The organism is Paenibacillus sp. ISL-20, assembly GCF_018613005.1.
In the GTDB taxonomy this organism is placed as follows: Bacteria; Bacillota; Bacilli; order Paenibacillales; family Paenibacillaceae; genus Paenibacillus_AQ.
Genome location: NZ_JAGGRD010000020.1, coordinates 42,067 through 59,622, shown reverse-complemented (window position 1 = coordinate 59,622; position 17,556 = coordinate 42,067). Strand labels below are relative to the sequence as shown.

At 42.8% G+C, this 17,556-nt stretch carries 21 protein-coding genes; 5 read left to right on the top strand and 16 right to left on the bottom strand.

Annotated features, from left to right (window positions below; genetic code table 11):
• Positions 1-115: 115 nt before the first annotated feature.
• Entirely contained in the window at positions 116-892 is a 777-nt protein-coding gene (locus J7E85_RS12515; protein ID WP_215158217.1) for an AAC(3) family N-acetyltransferase, read from the bottom strand.
• A gap of 683 nt (positions 893-1,575) precedes the next feature.
• Between J7E85_RS12515 and J7E85_RS34030 the strand changes: the two genes are divergently transcribed.
• Positions 1,576-1,806 (top strand): hypothetical protein, encoded by a 231-nt coding sequence (locus J7E85_RS34030; RefSeq protein WP_353049491.1) that lies wholly within the window; start codon positions 1,576-1,578, stop codon positions 1,804-1,806.
• A gap of 38 nt (positions 1,807-1,844) precedes the next feature.
• Complete coding sequence (locus tag J7E85_RS34025; protein ID WP_251035672.1) at positions 1,845-2,090, top strand: hypothetical protein; 246 nt, start codon at positions 1,845-1,847, stop codon at positions 2,088-2,090.
• 86 nt (positions 2,091-2,176) lie between these two features.
• Here J7E85_RS34025 and J7E85_RS12505 read toward each other — a convergent pair whose 3' ends face one another.
• From J7E85_RS12505 to J7E85_RS12480, 7 genes are all read right to left on the bottom strand, one after another.
• On the bottom strand, positions 2,177-3,478 hold the full coding sequence (locus J7E85_RS12505; protein ID WP_215158215.1) for a glycosyltransferase family 2 protein: 1,302 nt from the start codon (positions 3,476-3,478) through the stop codon (positions 2,177-2,179).
• Positions 3,471-3,614 (bottom strand): hypothetical protein, encoded by a 144-nt coding sequence (locus J7E85_RS12500; RefSeq protein ID WP_179090659.1) that lies wholly within the window; start codon positions 3,612-3,614, stop codon positions 3,471-3,473. Before J7E85_RS12500 ends, J7E85_RS12505 begins: the two co-directional genes overlap by 8 nt.
• Positions 3,615-3,656: 42 nt before the next feature.
• A complete protein-coding gene (locus J7E85_RS12495) occupies positions 3,657-4,532 on the bottom strand; it encodes a GGDEF domain-containing protein (RefSeq protein ID WP_215158263.1) in 876 nt (291 codons plus the stop codon).
• Positions 4,522-5,634 (bottom strand): glycosyl hydrolase, encoded by a 1,113-nt coding sequence (locus J7E85_RS12490; RefSeq protein WP_251035669.1) that lies wholly within the window; start codon positions 5,632-5,634, stop codon positions 4,522-4,524. Before J7E85_RS12490 ends, J7E85_RS12495 begins: the two co-directional genes overlap by 11 nt.
• 414 nt (positions 5,635-6,048) lie before the next feature.
• A complete protein-coding gene (locus J7E85_RS34830; RefSeq protein WP_353049493.1) occupies positions 6,049-6,168 on the bottom strand; it encodes a helix-turn-helix domain-containing protein in 120 nt (39 codons plus the stop codon).
• Between the two features lie 419 nt (positions 6,169-6,587).
• Positions 6,588-7,166, bottom strand: coding sequence for a TMEM175 family protein (locus tag J7E85_RS12485; protein ID WP_215158211.1), 579 nt, complete (start codon positions 7,164-7,166; stop codon positions 6,588-6,590).
• Between the two features lie 603 nt (positions 7,167-7,769).
• Positions 7,770-8,132 carry a winged helix-turn-helix transcriptional regulator gene (locus J7E85_RS12480; RefSeq protein ID WP_215158209.1) on the bottom strand — a complete coding sequence of 121 codons (363 nt, stop codon included), beginning with the start codon at positions 8,130-8,132 and terminating at the stop codon, positions 7,770-7,772.
• Between the two features lie 145 nt (positions 8,133-8,277).
• Between J7E85_RS12480 and J7E85_RS12475 the strand changes: the two genes are divergently transcribed.
• Positions 8,278-8,631, top strand: a complete 354-nt coding sequence (locus J7E85_RS12475) for a DoxX family protein (protein WP_215158207.1) — start codon at positions 8,278-8,280, stop codon at positions 8,629-8,631.
• A gap of 69 nt (positions 8,632-8,700) precedes the next feature.
• On the opposite strand, the gene J7E85_RS12470 is transcribed toward J7E85_RS12475, so the two are convergent.
• The 7 genes from J7E85_RS12470 to J7E85_RS12440 all read right to left on the bottom strand — a co-directional run bounded on the left by J7E85_RS12470 (position 8,701) and on the right by J7E85_RS12440 (position 14,285).
• On the bottom strand, positions 8,701-9,042 hold the full coding sequence (locus J7E85_RS12470) for a GDSL-type esterase/lipase family protein (protein ID WP_215158205.1): 342 nt from the start codon (positions 9,040-9,042) through the stop codon (positions 8,701-8,703).
• Between the two features lie 241 nt (positions 9,043-9,283).
• Positions 9,284-10,198, bottom strand: coding sequence for a nucleoside hydrolase (locus J7E85_RS12465; RefSeq protein ID WP_215158203.1), 915 nt, complete (start codon positions 10,196-10,198; stop codon positions 9,284-9,286).
• Positions 10,199-10,274: 76 nt separating this feature from the next.
• On the bottom strand, positions 10,275-11,186 hold the full coding sequence (locus J7E85_RS12460) for a nucleoside hydrolase (protein WP_215158201.1): 912 nt from the start codon (positions 11,184-11,186) through the stop codon (positions 10,275-10,277).
• A gap of 68 nt (positions 11,187-11,254) precedes the next feature.
• The gene (locus J7E85_RS12455; protein WP_215158199.1) at positions 11,255-12,058 is read right to left on the bottom strand and encodes an energy-coupling factor ABC transporter ATP-binding protein; all 804 of its coding nucleotides are present in this window, start codon (positions 12,056-12,058) and stop codon (positions 11,255-11,257) included.
• Complete coding sequence (locus J7E85_RS12450) at positions 12,055-12,918, bottom strand: energy-coupling factor ABC transporter ATP-binding protein (protein WP_076323656.1); 864 nt, start codon at positions 12,916-12,918, stop codon at positions 12,055-12,057. The genes J7E85_RS12455 and J7E85_RS12450 overlap by 4 nt, the downstream gene beginning before the upstream one ends.
• Positions 12,915-13,664: an energy-coupling factor transporter transmembrane component T gene (locus J7E85_RS12445; protein ID WP_251035668.1), complete on the bottom strand. Its 750-nt coding sequence runs from the start codon at positions 13,662-13,664 to the stop codon at positions 12,915-12,917. Before J7E85_RS12445 ends, J7E85_RS12450 begins: the two co-directional genes overlap by 4 nt.
• A gap of 21 nt (positions 13,665-13,685) precedes the next feature.
• Positions 13,686-14,285 (bottom strand): ECF transporter S component, encoded by a 600-nt coding sequence (locus tag J7E85_RS12440; protein ID WP_213647569.1) that lies wholly within the window; start codon positions 14,283-14,285, stop codon positions 13,686-13,688.
• Between the two features lie 310 nt (positions 14,286-14,595).
• Between J7E85_RS12440 and J7E85_RS12435 the strand changes: the two genes are divergently transcribed.
• Positions 14,596-15,387, top strand: a complete 792-nt coding sequence (locus tag J7E85_RS12435; RefSeq protein WP_215158197.1) for a helix-turn-helix domain-containing protein — start codon at positions 14,596-14,598, stop codon at positions 15,385-15,387.
• A 178-nt stretch (positions 15,388-15,565) separates the two neighbouring features.
• Here the strand turns inward: J7E85_RS12435 and J7E85_RS12430 are convergent, their stop codons facing one another.
• Positions 15,566-16,111, bottom strand: a complete 546-nt coding sequence (locus J7E85_RS12430) for a hypothetical protein (RefSeq protein ID WP_215158195.1) — start codon at positions 16,109-16,111, stop codon at positions 15,566-15,568.
• A 309-nt stretch (positions 16,112-16,420) separates the two neighbouring features.
• Here J7E85_RS12430 and J7E85_RS12425 point away from each other — a divergent pair, with 309 nt between their 5' ends.
• Positions 16,421-16,942 carry a cupin domain-containing protein gene (locus J7E85_RS12425; RefSeq protein ID WP_215158192.1) on the top strand — a complete coding sequence of 174 codons (522 nt, stop codon included), beginning with the start codon at positions 16,421-16,423 and terminating at the stop codon, positions 16,940-16,942.
• Positions 16,943-17,556 lie beyond the last annotated feature (614 nt).

Genomic DNA, 17,556 nt, shown 5'->3' with positions numbered 1-17,556 from the left:
AAAAAAAGCGAAAGGAGCTAGCGGTAACCAGCCCATTTCGCTTTTTGCACTTATGTATGAAATGCTTATACCCTACACTTGACCCATTCTCGCCCAATCCCTGCGGTCTTTTCGATCAATCGTTGTTGACTGAATGATACAAGGGACGATTATCCGAGAACAAATCCGGATTGTCCTTAAGCATTTCAGTTATGATGTTCGCCACCTTAGCGGCATCACAGACTCTTACAACGGCATCGCCAAGCCGCCCTTTATGCATCGCACCTTGACCTTCAAGCACCTCATCGACTTTCCAAAAATGCTCTGACCACGACAACCCGCAATGTCTGCGGGAAGGTACAGAAATTTCTCTTCCGTCAGGTAACACCGTGTACAGCATCTCGTGGTCATCCGTTAACCTGCCCGGTATGTCCACCCACTCTTCGACTCCATGAATAAAGGTGTTGCGCTTTAAATCGACCCCAACTAACAAGATAGTCGTCCTTCGGTCAAGCAGCTTCCCCCAGGCAGAACCTCTAGCGCATGGTGTATCGAAACGATGATCGTCATTTGTAAACGCTATGGCATCTTGGCCTAATGCCGCCACCGAATGAGTAGGGTGCAGCGAACGCACCACGCCAGGCCGTTTTCGAAAAAGTTCGGGCAATATCCCGACACAGGAAGATGACTGTTCCACGTAAAATTTCGGATTATCCGCATTGATGTAAGACCACGTATGAGTGGGTAACACCAGCAGCCCATCTTTCATATAGGCTGTCAATGCATCCAGAACTGTGTCCGCACCACCCTCGACCGGTCCCATACTCTTCATCGAAGAATGGACCAACAACGTCCCTTTGCTGTCAATACCCCGCTGCTCTAATTGCTTCATTAAGCTTTCCATTGTGTGCATGTTCCTTCCCCTCCTCCGGCCCATTATATCAAAACTTGCTTTACTTATGGTAAGGTTCACCGCGCTGTCTGTATCGGCAAGTTTTTAATTACTTTCATGGCGTTAGACCATACACACTTCCCCCTCAATGAATAACCTAGCGAATAGATCTACTCTCGATATTCTACTTTCTCTCATCTTGAATGAATCGAGGTTGCCATGGTAAATTCCTATACTAAAACCCAAATCCGCAAAATTACCCGCCGCTTTGGCCTGATCCCGTTGAGTTCAGACTCAATTGGGTCCCTTTACCGAAAAAACGCTGTCATCCAGGTACAAACGGAAAGTGGAACCTATGCTCTAAAGCCCTTTTTTCGAAGTTTACTCCTCCGTTCGAATACAATTCAGCAAATAAAAACAACTGCAGACTATATGCAACTCTTGATAAATAGCGGCTTTAGCTATATGCCTAAGTGGCTGACGAGCAATTCCGGAACGTTATGGACTTTAAACCAAGGAAGGTCCTTTTATATGTCCCCATGGATAAAAGGAAGGAAATTGGAAAATAAGAAGATTTTGAAGAACTTGACCGGGCCCTTGCCACCCTGCATCAAATATCCAGTCATTTCCCTCACGCTAAAGGGCCTTTCACTTTTAAACAAATCCAACTATGGCAAAGCCAAGACCGCCTCTTTCGTAAGCGAATGGCAAAAGCAATACAAACGAATGAACCGAACCGCAAATGGTACAAAAAATACGGAAAATCCTGTATCCGACTTTCGGAGCGGGTCTGGACCGACTTAAGGAGTCCGGAGATTGTAGACCTCTTGGAGAAGGAACGGGCCCGTACCGCTTTGATACACAACGATATTACTTCGCCTAATGTCATTATTTCTGATGACGGCCAGCTTTTCATCACGATTGGGACCACATGAAGGTTGGCTCCATCTATGTTGATGTAGCCAAATCCCTCATGAACACGACTCAATATCATCCCGATTTCATACTATCGTTGTTAAAAGGGTATGAAGAAATCTATCCTTTAGATGGGATCGAGCGCAAATTGATTTCTTCCTTGTATGGATTGCCTTATGAAGCTTGGCACGCCACTCGATTCCCTAATCGCCCGAGAAGCCGTGAAATGTTAGACATTATGGAACAAACATGGCTTCTCCGATTGAAAGCAATGGATTTATTAGCTGAACGGACAAATCAATAAAGGGAAGGAGGATTAGAACGTCCAACAGCACTGACTCGATCCCACGGTACCTTCGCTGATGCTCTTCCCAACCCGGAACGATTCCCTTATCCAAATCGCTGCGTTTTGTACCACTTGGCTTTTCTCCCTGTCACTTTGTCTATGACGAAAGAATAGACCGCGCGCAGGGAAATCAGCAGAAATAGCTGGGCATACGTGAAATACGATAGGCAGGACAGAATAAAGTTTTGGACCGTGCTCTGCCCGACATCGGTTGCCAGCGCCAGATTGATCTGCAGCACAAATAGGTAATACATCAATCCCCAGGCCACCATCAGATAGACGTATACATCATCGGTAAACTGGAACGGTGACACCACATCCGGCTTGAACAGCGCAATCACCCAGTAAGCCAAGTTGACAACGATGATGATATCCGACACGATAATGGATAGCAAAAACCAAAAATAACTCGCCGCATAATACAGCACTTGCAGCTTAATCCGCCAGCTTGACCGATTAAACAAATGATGGATGTTCTCAATCACGACCGAAAAATTCCCCTTGGCCCATCGTTCCCGCTGCTTCAAGTACACACTGAGCTGCTCCGGCTCCTGCTGATAAGCTTCCGCTTGGGGAGCCAGAGCGATCAACTGTCCTCTTGTCATAATCTCGAACGAGATCGCCGTATCCTCCGTAATGGCCTCCGTATCCCAGCCGCCGATCTCGCGCATCAGTTCCGTTTTCACAATAAAATTCGTTCCCGGAATCGTCCCCAGCTTAAACAGCTCCCACAATCCGGTATGATAGATCCGCTGCGCGGTAACCAACTCGAGATTAATGCATTGGGAGAGGAAATTCTGCCCGCGGTTTCGGGCCTTATTCCGTCCAAATACCGCTCCATAGGTTTCAGGGTCTTCCATTGCTTTTTCGATCAAGAAGTACAATGCGTTCCGCTCCGGTGCCGCATCCGCGTCAAAAATACAAATCCACTCGTTCTTCGCATACTCCAGCGCATCATTAAGCGCTCCAGACTTGCCACCCGTTCCCGCGCGTTCAAAGATCATAAAATCCCGGTCGCGATACGCCTCCTTGCTCTTTAAAGCTTTCAATTTCCGGGCGGTATCATCACTACAATTGTCGGCAATGACAATGAGCTGCACCTTATCCTTCGGGTAATTCAGCCGTAATATATTTTCCGCCGTTGCCGCGATAACCAATTCTTCATTGTGCGCGGGCACCATGACGGTTACCTTGGGGAAATGTTCCATCTCATCCACCCCGGGAATGTTCCATTCCCTGCGGCTCTGCCTGAAAATAAACCGAACGGCTCCCCCCATAATCAGGATCGACTCGAACACGGCAGCCCAAATGCTAATAATACAAAATATTAATAATAAGTCAGCCACGGATCTTCCTCCGGTCGTATTTTCGCTGTACACGAACTCGAAGGGCCATCGTTGCAATAAACAGACCCAGCGCCGCAAGGGTAAACATCAGGCTGACGATTTTGCATAGCGGGACAAACCATTCCGTATAAGACATCTCTTCCTCCTCCTGCCGCTAACTAAATAAATTGGCAATGATTTATATATATTCTCCGATCAAATCGGTCTCCGTATTGCGTTCGAGTGCGGCAATGACCGCATCCGCATCTTCATATTTACTGAACTGCTCCTTAGCAAACACCAGCGCTCCTGCACGGATCACCAGCTTCAGCTCCCCGCCTTTCCGGTCCAGAAACGGCATGTCCATCAGTGCGTGCTTGATCCGGTCCGACAATGCTTTTAAATACTCCTGGTTCGTCATGGGGAGCAGCACGATAAAACGCCCCTCGTCAAGGCCGAACTTGTAATCCTCGTACCGAATATGATTCCGTATCCCTTCCGATAAGGAAGCGAGCAGCTGAGCGTAGCCTTGGGAACCAAGGGATTCCCTCACCATCGGCAGAAATTCAATTTTAAACATGGCCAGACAAAAGGTATACGCATCCGCATAACGATTGGCCAGATTCGACTGCTTGACCAGCGTTTCCTTAAAGGCTTCTTTATTACCCAGCGAGGTAGCAAAATCTACTTCCGGATTCCTTTGCAGCATCTCATCCAGCCGCTCCATCAGCCGTTTATTGCGAATCAGCCCGGATTTGATAAATGTGGCCACGGCCACATTGGCTGGCAGCAGCCAGAGCCATGAGATGGACAGCACATCGACCTCAGCATACGTTGTAAGCCATACAAAATAAGCAACGATATAAACGAAAATACAAACAACCGAGACCCCGGGAGGGACCAAGAAACCTAGCAGCAGAGCCGCAAGGCATCCGATGCTGAATCCCAGTTCAAGCAGCGTAAATGATGAGTCTCTAAAAACATTAATATAGACCAACAACTCCTGCAGGACCGCTATACCGATCAGCAGTACGTACCCCCAGACCATGCGCTGGATCAATCTTTTATTTTCCATGTCCACCTCGATCAAAAGCATATTCCCCTAATAAAGGAAGCAAGTTATCAAAAATATGCGTGTTTTTTCCGAATACATACCCTCCGGGATAACGGGCATCTTTTCCCTTGAAAGTCTGCATGCGTTTGTACAGCTTTGCTGCAAATGGCCTGTCATCCCTTTGAAGAGCAAACATAATCGCAAGCCCATAAACCGAAGAAGACTCGTAATTCACCACGGCCGTTCGATCGGCGCGTCGATACTGTCCGGCTACCTTCCCCGTCCGCTTAAACTCTTGTTTCAGAAATTTCAGCAGCGGCTCTTGGTCCCTTTCCGTTTCCCCGGCATGCAAAGCGACTAGCAGCTGATCAATTAAATTCGCAGTTGCATCATATGTATATTCCCCGGTCACTACATTAAAGGACTTGGGGTAGAACACACCGTCATCCGGCATTTCCTGCAGAAGGGAATGATATCGATTGTACGTTTCCACATCCAGTAGCCCTTCTTCCAGGAGCGCTTTTAGTGCCGGGAGATCCACATAAGCAAGACTCAATGTATCGGGTAAATCCTGACTGTAGAAATCGAAGAAATCCACCAGATACCCGTTTTTCTGTGACCGGCTTAACAAGGTTTCCGCGAGATCCCTGGCCGTCGTCTTCCATTCGGAGTGGCCCTTCCATATCCGGGCACCCTCGAGCAGAGCCCCGATAATCCGCAAATCGTCGCCAAGCGCGTTCGTGCTAACGTCCGCCCCTCCCTCGGGATTTAGTATCCACACAATATAATGGCCATCCGCTGTAAAATAACGGGTTAATATGTCATAACTCTTCTCAAATGCAACAAGGTCACGACTGTCCAGCGCCGCCTGCATCCAAAACCCGAGGGACTCGGAGAGTGCCTCTCGTCCTGCTGCCAATTCAGGATGGATCGACGGGGCTTCCTGCAAATAGGTAGCCAGTGTGCCATTCGGGTTGGTCATATTCATCGTAATAAAACGTTTCGTTGAAATATCCCCCTTGGCTTGGATCAAACACCCCCCGATCCCCAAAGCTGCGCTTAACAATATACTGAGGCCTATCCACAAGACTTTACGTCCGCTTCGCCATTCCAAACCGCCCATCCTCCATTCACTCAGGAGTAACAACTTTATGCCAAAAAGCATCTGCACCCGAGGGGTCTCACCCCCTTGCGAATTGTATCATTCCATTCTGTACAAAAACTGTACAGGTCGGGGCTTGAAGATGAAACAGTGTAATTGGAAAAAAATAAGAAAGGAGCATGCCGCAGCAGCTCCTTTCTTACTCATCACATTTTATTTTTCAACTTGATGCTTAGTTTGATTAATATACAAGCCCGTCCCTAACCCAAATTTAATTGTGCTGATGATTCTCCCGTTCAATTCAACTGATCGTCCAACATAGCGTCAATGACTTTCAATATCCTCTTTTGCTCGCTTTCACTTCTGTTTCGGAGTCTGTTCACAATTTCTTCGAGTGTGGACTCGCTCACTTCCCCTCTAACAGGCTGGATATAACTAAAAAACTCCACCATCGAAAGGTTGAATATACGTTTCGTGTACCTCAGCCTTACTTGCAAGTTCCTCCTGGCTTAGCCCACGTAGTTTTCGGAAGTGCCGAATGCCTTTCCCTACCATCTTCATCAAATCACTCACAACGATCACCCTAAGCAAACCATAGACCAGCCATATCATTACTCCAAGATACTATAGGATTTAATTTAACAAAATACACCCTAAAGAGATTTATGTTTGATATAATAAGATTTCCCTATTTTCCCAAAAATAAAACTCAATGGCTCGACAAGGGGGCCTCATGGAGCTTTAAGAAATAATAACAATGGAAGGTACCAATTACAGTGTGGCCCATACAGAACTTATTGTTGAAAAAGAACTTTCTATATTTCAATGTTATTGAAGCATAGGCCTGTGAAATAAACCGTGATTTTAGAAAACCTATGCTAAGCAGCAAAAAGGAGAAAGCCATAGTGGCCCGCTCTATAAACCAAAAAAAGCTCTTCGAAGCCCGCCTGCATGCGAGAATCGAAGAGCTTTTCTTAGTGGCTTCTCAAGGCGTGCTCGATTCGCTTATCCGGCATGAACCAGATCACAGCAACAAGTACGAAAAAGAAGCCGGATATCCAAACACTCACATAGGCGGTCAAGGCCGCAGTCAAGTAGAGTAAAGGAGACAGTTTTCCCTTCCAATCTTTACTCATCGCTCCCACGAATGAGGAATCGCCGGAATGCTGGTTCATAATCATGCGCTGAAGCAGCCAATACGAGAACGCTGCTAGCAATAGTATAATCCCGTACAGCGCCGTTGGAGTAGGTGCAAAATGGCTTTCCCCCATCCAAGCTGTCGTGAACGGCACAAGGGATAGCCAGAATAAGAGCAGCAAGTTGAGCCACATCAACCGTCCATTCATCGTTCGAACCATATGCAGCAGATGATGATGATTGTTCCAGTAGATGCCGACATATACGAAACTGAAAATATAACTAATAATTTTTGGTCCAAGTTCAACTAGCGCATGCCAGTCATGGCCTTCCGGCACTTTGAATTCCAGCACCATGATCGTAATAATAATGGCCAACACGCCATCGCTGAATGCTTCCATCCGATTCGCTTTCAAAGCACCTTTTCCCCTCGCTTCATATTATCCCAGGCGTCCTCTGCCATTCCTGGTTCGCTACCACTCTTTATAATTTCCATCTAAAGCGGGGAGCCATACCTATACAGTTCTTGTGTTTTCAAAATGAAATTCAAATCATCATGAACCCGCTCTTCTTGGAGTCCGTATTCACTTCTCGTCCACGGTTCACAAAAGATTCTTTCGGCTTGAATGTCTCCCTCCTCGAAAATCGACAGCTCGAATATTTCATCATTGATAAATCCAGCCGTCATCACTGGCTCTTCAATAAGCCCGGACAACGCTTTCGAAGTTTTTCGACTTGATATTCAAATTTGCGAAATTTCTCCCCACAGGTTGGCCTCCCCGAATTATTACTTACTAAGGCTTATCCCCTGCTTCCTCCATAGCTTTAAAAATTCCATCATCTACGTTCATCTTGGAAAGATGCTCGGACATCTCAATGTACGTCTCTTATTTCCATTATAGAGATCGTTTGTCCAGAGTCTACCTACTTTTCACCTGAATTTCGGAAATGACCTTGAACGACTCCACATCCCTCTGCAACACGCTCCAACTTTCCACAACATTATTTTTCGCCGTCACTTATGATAAGGTCCCAGATTCATTCCCTGAACGATCTACTCCGTATAGCGCATTCATGTGCTCAATATGGGCCGCACCCCAATCGTTCAATGCCTGTAACACCGTATTTAAACCTTTGCCGTAATCCGAAATCGAGTATTCTACTTTCGGAGGGATTTGATTATAAACCTCACGATGTACGATATCGTTATACTCAAGTTCTCTTAATTGTTGAGTAAGCATCTTTTTATTTATATCTGGTATTGCTTTTTGAAGTTCGCTGAATCTCATGGTGCCGTTCGAAATAAGCTGAAGCAGAATGACTGATTTCCATTTTCCCACTAAGATATCCAAGGCTGATTCAAATTTACAATACTCTTTCATTGAACTTCCCCATTTCCCTTTGCCTGGTTAGGTAACTTTTTGTTTACTATGTTTAGATAAAGTGCCTACTTCCTTAAATCGAATACCAAAGTCTATTATACCTTTAGAGGATGTTGATAAAATAGTCAGGAGGTTGGCACCATTCATGAATATCGCAATATGGATCATTCAAGGGCTTGCAGCACTAGGTTTTGTCTACTCAGGGTGGTTGAAGGCATTTCAGTATGAAAAAGCCAAAGCGTCTTGGGTTTGGGTAAAAGACGTTTCAAAAGAGTTCGTCGTCTTTATCGGCCTAGCAGAATTGTTCGGGGCACTTGGCATCATTCTGCCCCAAGCGTTGAATATTGCACCTGTATTGACGCCAATTGCTGCAACCGGACTTGCCGCAGTCGTTCTTTTCGGCGCCCTATACCATGTTTCACGTAAAGAATATAAAGAAATCGGCGTGAACATTGTCTTCTTCGCGTTAACTGTATTTGTTGCGATCAGTCGTTTTTAAGCGGAAACAACATGTATAGAAGGCCATCGATGTTTCAAAATAACTAAACGCTTCTACCAATTGGCAGGTTTAAAGGTATTTCAGCAGGTTGTTTAAAATGACGGCATATCCGTTAGCAAACATATGGATCCCATCGATGGTGTATTCCTTTTTTAAGTTACCCTCGCTATCCGTCAGTCCTTCGTTTAGGTCAATAAATGTATATCCGTGCTTCACCGCAAGCTGCTCAACCGCTTGGTTGGCTTTCCGGATGGCCTCATTTATCCGATTCTGGAACACCTCATCCATCGAAGCTCTGGGCACGAAAGGAAATTCAGCCTCGGCATTTACGGGATAATACGCCATGACGTACACCTTGCAATCCGGCAGCCCTTCGGCAATTCGAGTCAAAATTTCGTCATAGTTTGCCATTGTTTTATAAAAAAGTCTGCCACGGTTAAGGATACATGTTCTTGTCCCTCGACAACTAATGACACAAATCTGCCTACATAAATGACACAACCCCCCTGGAGAAGTGAAAAATAAAAAAGGAAGGGCGCTAATGGCCCTTCTCTTCAACAGTCAGCGATGTGTATCTGATAAGCAGAATATATCTTAAGTGAAATCCAACAGCTCCAAACATCGTTCTGAGATGTTAAAAATGGTGCTTACTTTATAATATACGTTCTAGAAAATGCTTTAAAAATCGATCTGATTGTACTTGCGTACAGACTTGAATTTTTGGCTCGCCACTATGCTCACCTATGGTTCTACCAGTTTCTTCCCCTTCTGTACCAACCCTAACATTCAATTTTTTTGTCTTTACAAAACTAGAATCAATGGCAACTCCTACAGCAAGCGGATCATGAAGCGCACAACCACCAATATCAGGATGTGATGATGCATATGCACTCATGTAAAATTCAGTCATATCAGCAAAAAATGGGGCAACTTCCTTGCCTGACGCACGCCAGTCAGCAAGTTTTTCTTCTGGCAGTAACGTTTCAAGCGTTACATCAAGTCCGACAAGAGTTACAGGTAATCCTGATTGGAACACACAATCTGCTGCCTCTGGATCGCTTACTATATTCGCTTCACCATATGGAGTCACATTACCGGGTACATAAACGGCACCCCCCATTATCACAACCTCTTTTACAAGAGAAACAATTTCAGGGAACTTATTTACAGCGAGAGCCAAATTCGTGAGTGGCCCAACAGCAATAATCGTAATCTCATTTGGAAGTTTTTTCACCTGATCGATGATAAAATCGGTTGCAGATTCAGCTTCAACAGTTCTCATCGGGTCCTCGTCTAATGTGTTACCCAATCCATCTTCACCATGGATATGCTTTGGATAGTGTTCTTTCATACCACGTGTTAATGGTTTTTCTGCTCCCAAAAATACAGGTACATGTTTACCCAATTTCTCTACAACTGCTAAAGTATTGCGAGCTGCTTCTTCAACTGGCACATTCCCAAAACACGTTGTGAAACCAAGTATCTCTAACTCTGGAGAATTTAATGCGTAAGCCATTGCCAATGCATCATCAATACCGGTATCAACGTCAAATATAATTGGCTTCAATATACCCACTCCATTCCTAACAACGCCCTTTTAGATTCCCATTCAGAATAGACGTTACGAATTCATTCGATTTATTCTAGCCTTTCTCAACTAATCGCTCCATTAATAACTGTATAAACCTTTCCTGATCAACATCTAAGCACACCTCTACATTTCCATCATCTGCAAGCATGGCCAATGTTTGTCCTGTTTGTGGTCTATTGTCATACTCTACATAAACCTTCATTTTCCTTGTTTTTACTAAGCTTCTATCAATTAGTAGGGCAACTGTTAGCGGATCGTGCATGTACGTATGCTGTTCGTTATTATATTCAAACCATCTTTTCATCATAGTAGACAAGGCTATATTAAGTAAGTTACCTGTGTCATGAAGTTTTCTTCTTTCTTCTTCTGTGATGATAACTTTTAGTGTAACATCCAAGCCAACCATCACAATAGGAGCATTGCTTCTAAACACAACAGATGCCGCTTCAGGGTCGCAAACAATATTATGCTCTACAAGTCTCATTTCAGGTCCACTTTCTCCAAAACGTGTGACCCCACCCATCAACACAATTTCCTTTACATTTTCAACGATTCTGGGTTCACGAATGATGCTAGCTGCTATATTCGTTAAGGGACCAATCGGTACTAAGGTAATCTCACCGGGATTATTCATAACGGTTTCAATGATAAAATCAACCGCATGTTTACTATCATATTCTAGAGCATCTTCCTCAGTTAATAGACCTTCTCCCTCATGTCCGGCCATCCAAATTTCGCGATTATTCAGCAACGGATTGTTAATACCTGCGTAGACATGTACATCTTCTCTATTTCCAAATTGAAGCAATTTCTTTACCATCTTTGCCCGAAGATCAACATCACCGTACACAGTAGTAACACCCTCCACGATGATCTCCGGTGATCTCATTGCCAATGCCAAAGCCATGGCATCATCGATATCGCTTCCTATATCTGTATCAATAATAACTCGCTTTAAAGTCATGAAGAAATTCCCCTTTCAATTTACAAAAAGCCATTATGCATTATATTCATTTATCCAATATAAGGAATTCAAATCCTTTGCATTTGCTGAACCATTTCCTTAATATTTAGTATTCTCCCATTCATGCCCAGATCATGGCTTAAAGAACTTATAGCTGGTTGCTTTAAACTACTTCTTTCTAGAACATCAAAATCCCAGAATATATCCCTTTTGTCAGAATCCTCAATTTTTTTCTTATTTGCCATAACTATTACCCGTTGAAAATTATCCACTACAAACTCCATATCATGAGTAATGGTTATAATAATCTTATTTTCTTTTTGCAAAGTCGAAATAATCGACGATAGTCTCTTCAATGATGGTAAATCTTGTCCAGCTGTTGGTTCGTCAAGAATAATAACATCAGGATTCATTGAAATAATCGATGCAATTGTAACAAACTTTCTCATCGAGTAAGCCAAATTATATGGGTGTTCCTTCAAAAAGGGCTCTAGGCCGGTTAGTTCTATTGCTTTTTGAGTGTTTTCTTTCACAACTTTTGCAGGTAATTTTAAATTTTTGGGTCCAAACTCTATTTCACTGTATACATCACTATGAAAAATTTGATCGTCTGGATTTTGAAACACATATCCTACCCTTTTAGAAAGTTGTGCAGTAGTATAATCTTTTGTATTCCACTCTCCTACATATATCTCTCCCTCTGTTGGTCGCAACAAACCATTAATTAGCTTTACCGTTGTCGTTTTTCCCGCCCCGTTCTGCCCGACAATAGCTACTGCCTCTCCTTGTTTGAAAGACATAGAGATATTTTCCACAGCAGTGTGCCCATTAGGATATCTATAAGTTATATTTTCTAACCTAACACCATTCATTTTTTATCCTCCCTTAACTTATTCCATTCGCGAATTGTTGAAATTGCATTTTTTCTTGTATATGGAATTTGATCTATAGAGAGTCCTTGCTTTTCCATCTCAATTCCCAATAGAGCATATTGTGGCAGAGCTCCTTTATGAGAGAGAACACGTTCATCCGTGAAAATTTCATGGGTCTCTCCTTGCATAACAATCTCCCCATCCTTTAACAAAACAACCACATCCGCATATTCTGCTAATAAATCTATCTTATGTTCTACTAAAATAATTGTTTTTCCCTTTTTCTTCATTATCTCGATAATTTTAAAGACTTCCTCTGTACCTTGCGGGTCTAATTGTGATGTTGGTTCATCAATTACAAGAATTTCAGGTTCCATGACAATAATGGACGCAAGGGCAACCCTTTGTTTTTGTCCTCCTGACAGTTCAAATGGGTTTTTATCTACTAGTCCCTCAATATGAAATAAAGATAACACCTCATCAACTTTTTTGTGAATTTCCTTTGTTGGTAACCCAAGGTTTTCCAAACCGTAGGCAATTTCTTCGTATACTGTATCTTTTGTGCCACTAATTTGAGTAAATGGATTTTGAAACACATATCCCACTTTTTGTGATAATTCACTAAGTGTCCATTCGCGAATATCTTTGCCCTCAAGAATGACATCACCACGAAGATGTCCTTGATAAAAATGTGGTATAAATCCACGAATAGTATTGCATAAGGTTGTTTTTCCAGCACCATTATGTCCAATTAGTGCGTAAAGCTTGCCCTTTTCAATATTCAAACTTATATCACGTAAAACTTCCTTGTTTTCAATGGGATATTTATATGATAGATTCTTAATCTCTACTACGTTCATAATAAAAATCTCCTCATAATTAAAATAATAAACAACAGCATAATAGCTATTCTGACGATCATATCTTTTGATGTTTTTTCAATACGATACACATGTGTCTTTTTTACTTTAGAGGAAAAAGCTCTTGATTCTAATGTTAGTACCCTTTCCTCGGTTCCTTGTATTGATGAAAGAATAAGGGGGCCAATTAAGGGAACAAACGCCTTTACACGAACTAAGAACTTTCCTTCAGTCTCAATTCCTCTTGATCGCTGTGCATCGGCAATCGTATTAGACAGAGCCTTCATTTGTGGAATTATCTGTAAAGTCGATAGTATTACAAAACTTACTTTTTTCGATACGCCCATTTTTTCAAGAGAGTACATGAAATCCTTGATCTGTGTAATTTGAAAAAACAAAATGAGGGATGCACTTATGGCTATAAGTTTAGAGGTAAGCAGTAAGCTATTCATAATGCCTTCTTTACTAATAGACAAGAAACGCCACTCATATAAAACCGTTTCCCCAGGTATTAAAAACACTTGGAAAATGAAAATAAACAGTACGATAACGATGATTGTTTTGCAAAATACACTTATAAATAACTTGAATCTCCCAGCAAGTAAAGCGATGATTATAATTATTGGTAATATAGAATACTGGTATATATAACCTGGCAACATTAATGCTGAAATAATAACAAAGAAAACAGCTAACATTTTTGTGGTAGGGTACAGATCTAAAATAAACCTATTAATAGTATTCATCTATTACACTCCCCCAATCATTTACGATAATCTCTTTTTGAAATATGGGTATCCATAATTCATTTTCGACAAATATCTTTGTGGAATTTTCTTTACAGTCAACAAACTAACTCCAACGGTAACACTTGATGTAAGGATTCCACTTATAATAGAAGATGAAAATACAGAATAAAAAACGGTTTGTCCCGAAGCTATTATGGCACCCGTGAGAAGGTCGAGACCTGAACCAGTAACACCACCAAATACAAAAATGGAAGTAAGCGTTCCAACAAATGAAGATGAAATAACATGTATAAAAATAGCAACAATGACACCGAAAATATTTGTTAAAAATCCCCATCTGGATAAATATCCCGTTACTAAACCTATTACCATGGACACAGTTGCAAATGGAATGGCAACCGGATTTAACATGCCACTAACCAAATTACTTAATCCTCCAGTAACAAGCCCAACCCAAGGACCGGCTATGATTGCAACTAAAGTAGTACCAATCTGATCCAGAAAAAGAGGTAATTTAAGAATGGTAGATAATTGATAGCCTACAACATTAATTGCAACTCCTACTGGAATTAATAAAATCGCTAGCAACGAAAAATCATACTTAACTCCTCGTTTCATTAAAATTCCTCGTTTCTTTTAAATTTTCTTTAATAATCTGTTCATTGTTAGCTCATCGTATACTTTGCAGTAATTTCTACATCCATGTCTTTAGTAGATCAATCATAGATCCGCCCCCTTCAGTTTTTAGATAAGTTTTAAATAAGAAACCACATATTGGATCCGCTTTCAAAACCAAACTAAATGTTTCTATTTCAATTTACGATTTGGGTATTAAGATGTTATGATTATAACAATTACTAGCTCAATAGTTTATCTTTATTCGGTCGTATTATTATACGATTCGGCTAAGTAGGAATGGGGTATTACCATGAACCATTTAGATTTCTTGTTTTTTTCAAAAAGGAATCAAGACCAATATATACCGCTTCACATTCATCAATGCTACGAACTCGTCTATTATTTTGGTACTGGGGAAACAACAATAGGTTCAACTACTTATTCCTTCAAACCGAGTACATTTGCACTCATATCGCCACATGTTGAGCATGATGAAAGGCAAGATACGGAAGCAGACGTTTTGTATATAGGATTTTTTTGTGATAATAAGAGTATTGAAGGATTAAACGGAATATTTGAGGATCATAAAAACCAAATCATTTATCAGCATATTCTACGCATGAAACATGAATTTCTCCAGCAGCAAGATCTTTTTTCAAAGATGCTCGATTTACTTGTTGAGGAATTAGCCATTCATCTTGAACGATTAATCGGAAGTAAGAAGAGTCAAAAACCGATGGAAGATCGACTGCACTATATACTCAGATATATGGACGAGCATTTCCGCCAAAAAATCACAATAGAGTCATTAGCCAATATGGCTGGTTATAGCTATGACCGCTTCCGCCATTTATTCAAAGAGAAATATGGAATAGCCCCTTTGCAGTACCTTTATACAAATAGAATAGAATATGCAAAAACATGTCTTCTAAAAAATCGGAAAGCACTGATCTCTGAAATTGCCCTAGACTCTGGGTTTGTCAACGATGCACAATTTTGCAGTATGTTCAAGCGGGCAACTGGTATGACCCCGACAAAATATCGTGAACAGGTTAGCGCTAATACCTCGTATAATAATAAGATTAAGAAGACCCCAACCTAAACTGGTTGGGGTCTTCTTTCACCTTAATGTAACTATGTGGAGCAAGAAATAAGGAGGCGTGCTCAGCGGCTGGATAAGGAAAGGATCGGCTGAAAAATAAGGACGTTAAGAGCAACTCGCCGCCGATCACGAATAGCCCCCTTGGGCCTTCCAAAAGGGCTGTTCCTTTCTTCTTCGGTTACGGTGATTCGCCTTCTGCCGCAGCAGCTCCGGGTGGCCTCATCAAGCCTTGAACGGCGCCGAGAAACGGGCGTATGGACTTGATCATGCCGTATCCCATCCTCACGACCGGGACAAATCTTTGGATCATGCCGAACAGGCGCATGCCGCCGCCCAACGCACCGCCGAGCGATCCCGCAGCAGCGCCGCCAAGCCCACCGATGCCGCCTAATCCCCCGAACAGCGAGCCTATCATCGGCAGAAAGGCCGATACCTGGACGTCGGGCTTGCGGGAGCGGGAACGGACGGAAGGCTTGCGTGCGCCGCTTCGCCGGTTCCCGGAACGGCTGCCCGAAGCATGGGAGCCCGCTCTGCGCTGCTTAGGCCGGGAGCCTTGCTTCCCGAATGAGGTGCGCGGCTGAGCTCCGGTGCTGGCCAGCGTCAAGCCACTGCTGTTGGCGTCGGTAATGTAGCCGACGTAGGTCTTTCCGCTGTGCAGGGTGATACATACCGGCCGACCCTGCAGCCGCTTGACCCGTGCGAGCACCTCTTTGGATTGTTCCATGGAAGTTCACCTCGCTCACTGGTTATGGTTCATTGTACGCTAGGGGCGGACTGCCTGCTTGTGCGAATGCAGCATGCACATAAGCCCTCCTCGCTGCGCCAACGCCTTTTTCCCCTTGTCGCCTTCATTCTCACCCAAGGATGGGTTGCTTTTATTAATTGATATATTGATGAATCATAAGTAATATTGAGATTATGCTTAAATCAATGATGAAGGAGTTAACCATCACTTACGGTACAACTTCATGGCTGGTTACTGTTTAGTAATTTCATTGCAGCAAAGTACACACTTAACCGGAGGTATACATGTATGAGTAAACATGATGCAGAGTATTATATATCCAGGCTTGGGCTTGAACCCCATCCAGAGGGCGGATATTACAAAAGAACGTTTGAATCTGAGGAAAAAACTTCAGATCAAGAATTGTCCGTTTCCTTTGAGGGAACAAGATTGCTTTATACAAGCATCTACTTTTTATTGGGCTCAAATGACCTCTCCCATTTCCATCGTTTGAAATCCGATGAACTATGGTATTATCACGCTGGAGGTCCATTAACAGTACATGTTATTGATGAGAATGGAGAATATAAGGAGTTTAAATTAGGAATAAACTTGGATAAAGGAGAAGTCCCGCAAGTGTTAGTCCCAAAAAATTGTATCTTTGGTTCATCTGTTAAGGATCAAGATACCTTCTCATTAGTAGGGTGCATGGTTTCACCTGGTTTTGAGTTTCGGGACTTTGAGTTATTTACACAGGACGAGCTCTTTGCTAAATACCCACAGCATAAAGATGTCATCAAGAAGTTAGCCTATGAAGTGATTCCAGTTTAGTTTTAAATAGCCAGTCGGTGATATTCTATCGGCGACTGGCTATTTAGTTTCGCATGAATATATAGAATCCGTCCTACAATATTTAATCCTACATCAACTATTTATATAGATCATCATCGTTATTTGTACGATTGTCTGACAATTATACGAGAGTGTTAGTATTGTCCTAGAAGACCTTTCTTCATGGCAGTTTTTTCGCAGCGATAAAATACAACGAGCCCAGCAATTAGATATACCAGCGAATTTAGTCCCCACCCCACGCCCAACAAAACGTCTTTTCAAGCCTGCTGAGGGATCTTCTGAAAAAACCTGCCGCTACTTGTGGTACGGTTCATCTTAACGGCACTATCGGCTAAAATTGCGAGAGGAGCTGCCGCGGCAGCTCCTTCGTTATTTTCATTGAAATATTGAGCTAACCTATCTGGTAATGGCTTCCTTATGCCAACATGTTAAATTCGCTTGCAGTTTAACTTAATGCGTTGGCTTCAGCCCATTTACTACCCCCATCGCTCTAATGGATTTCAGCAGCAAGAGCCCGATCTATCGCAAAGTATCCGACATTCCCCCTACATCAACGAGCATTACGTGTTGCCGGGTCGACACCGCCAGTCAGG

Coding starts and splice junctions, on each gene's coding strand:
- J7E85_RS12515 (WP_215158217.1), bottom strand. CDS start 892: ATGCACACAATGGAAAGCTTAATGAAGCAATTAGAGCAGCGGGGTATT.
- J7E85_RS12470 (WP_215158205.1), bottom strand. CDS start 9,042: ATGGCAAACTATGACGAAATTTTGACTCGAATTGCCGAAGGGCTGCCG.
- J7E85_RS12450 (WP_076323656.1), bottom strand. CDS start 12,918: ATGAACGTAGTAGAGATTAAGAATCTATCATATAAATATCCCATTGAA.
- J7E85_RS34030 (WP_353049491.1), top strand. CDS start 1,576: ATGGCAAAAGCAATACAAACGAATGAACCGAACCGCAAATGGTACAAA.
- J7E85_RS12480 (WP_215158209.1), bottom strand. CDS start 8,132: ATGAAAGAGTATTGTAAATTTGAATCAGCCTTGGATATCTTAGTGGGA.
- J7E85_RS12440 (WP_213647569.1), bottom strand. CDS start 14,285: ATGAAACGAGGAGTTAAGTATGATTTTTCGTTGCTAGCGATTTTATTA.
- J7E85_RS12490 (WP_251035669.1), bottom strand. CDS start 5,634: ATGGGCGGTTTGGAATGGCGAAGCGGACGTAAAGTCTTGTGGATAGGC.
- J7E85_RS12445 (WP_251035668.1), bottom strand. CDS start 13,664: ATGAATACTATTAATAGGTTTATTTTAGATCTGTACCCTACCACAAAA.
- J7E85_RS12455 (WP_215158199.1), bottom strand. CDS start 12,058: ATGAATGGTGTTAGGTTAGAAAATATAACTTATAGATATCCTAATGGG.
- J7E85_RS12435 (WP_215158197.1), top strand. CDS start 14,596: ATGAACCATTTAGATTTCTTGTTTTTTTCAAAAAGGAATCAAGACCAA.
- J7E85_RS12425 (WP_215158192.1), top strand. CDS start 16,421: ATGAGTAAACATGATGCAGAGTATTATATATCCAGGCTTGGGCTTGAA.
- J7E85_RS12495 (WP_215158263.1), bottom strand. CDS start 4,532: ATGGAAAATAAAAGATTGATCCAGCGCATGGTCTGGGGGTACGTACTG.
- J7E85_RS34830 (WP_353049493.1), bottom strand. CDS start 6,168: ATGGTAGGGAAAGGCATTCGGCACTTCCGAAAACTACGTGGGCTAAGC.
- J7E85_RS12460 (WP_215158201.1), bottom strand. CDS start 11,186: ATGACTTTAAAGCGAGTTATTATTGATACAGATATAGGAAGCGATATC.
- J7E85_RS12475 (WP_215158207.1), top strand. CDS start 8,278: ATGAATATCGCAATATGGATCATTCAAGGGCTTGCAGCACTAGGTTTT.
- J7E85_RS12430 (WP_215158195.1), bottom strand. CDS start 16,111: ATGGAACAATCCAAAGAGGTGCTCGCACGGGTCAAGCGGCTGCAGGGT.
- J7E85_RS34025 (WP_251035672.1), top strand. CDS start 1,845: ATGAACACGACTCAATATCATCCCGATTTCATACTATCGTTGTTAAAA.
- J7E85_RS12500 (WP_179090659.1), bottom strand. CDS start 3,614: ATGTCTTATACGGAATGGTTTGTCCCGCTATGCAAAATCGTCAGCCTG.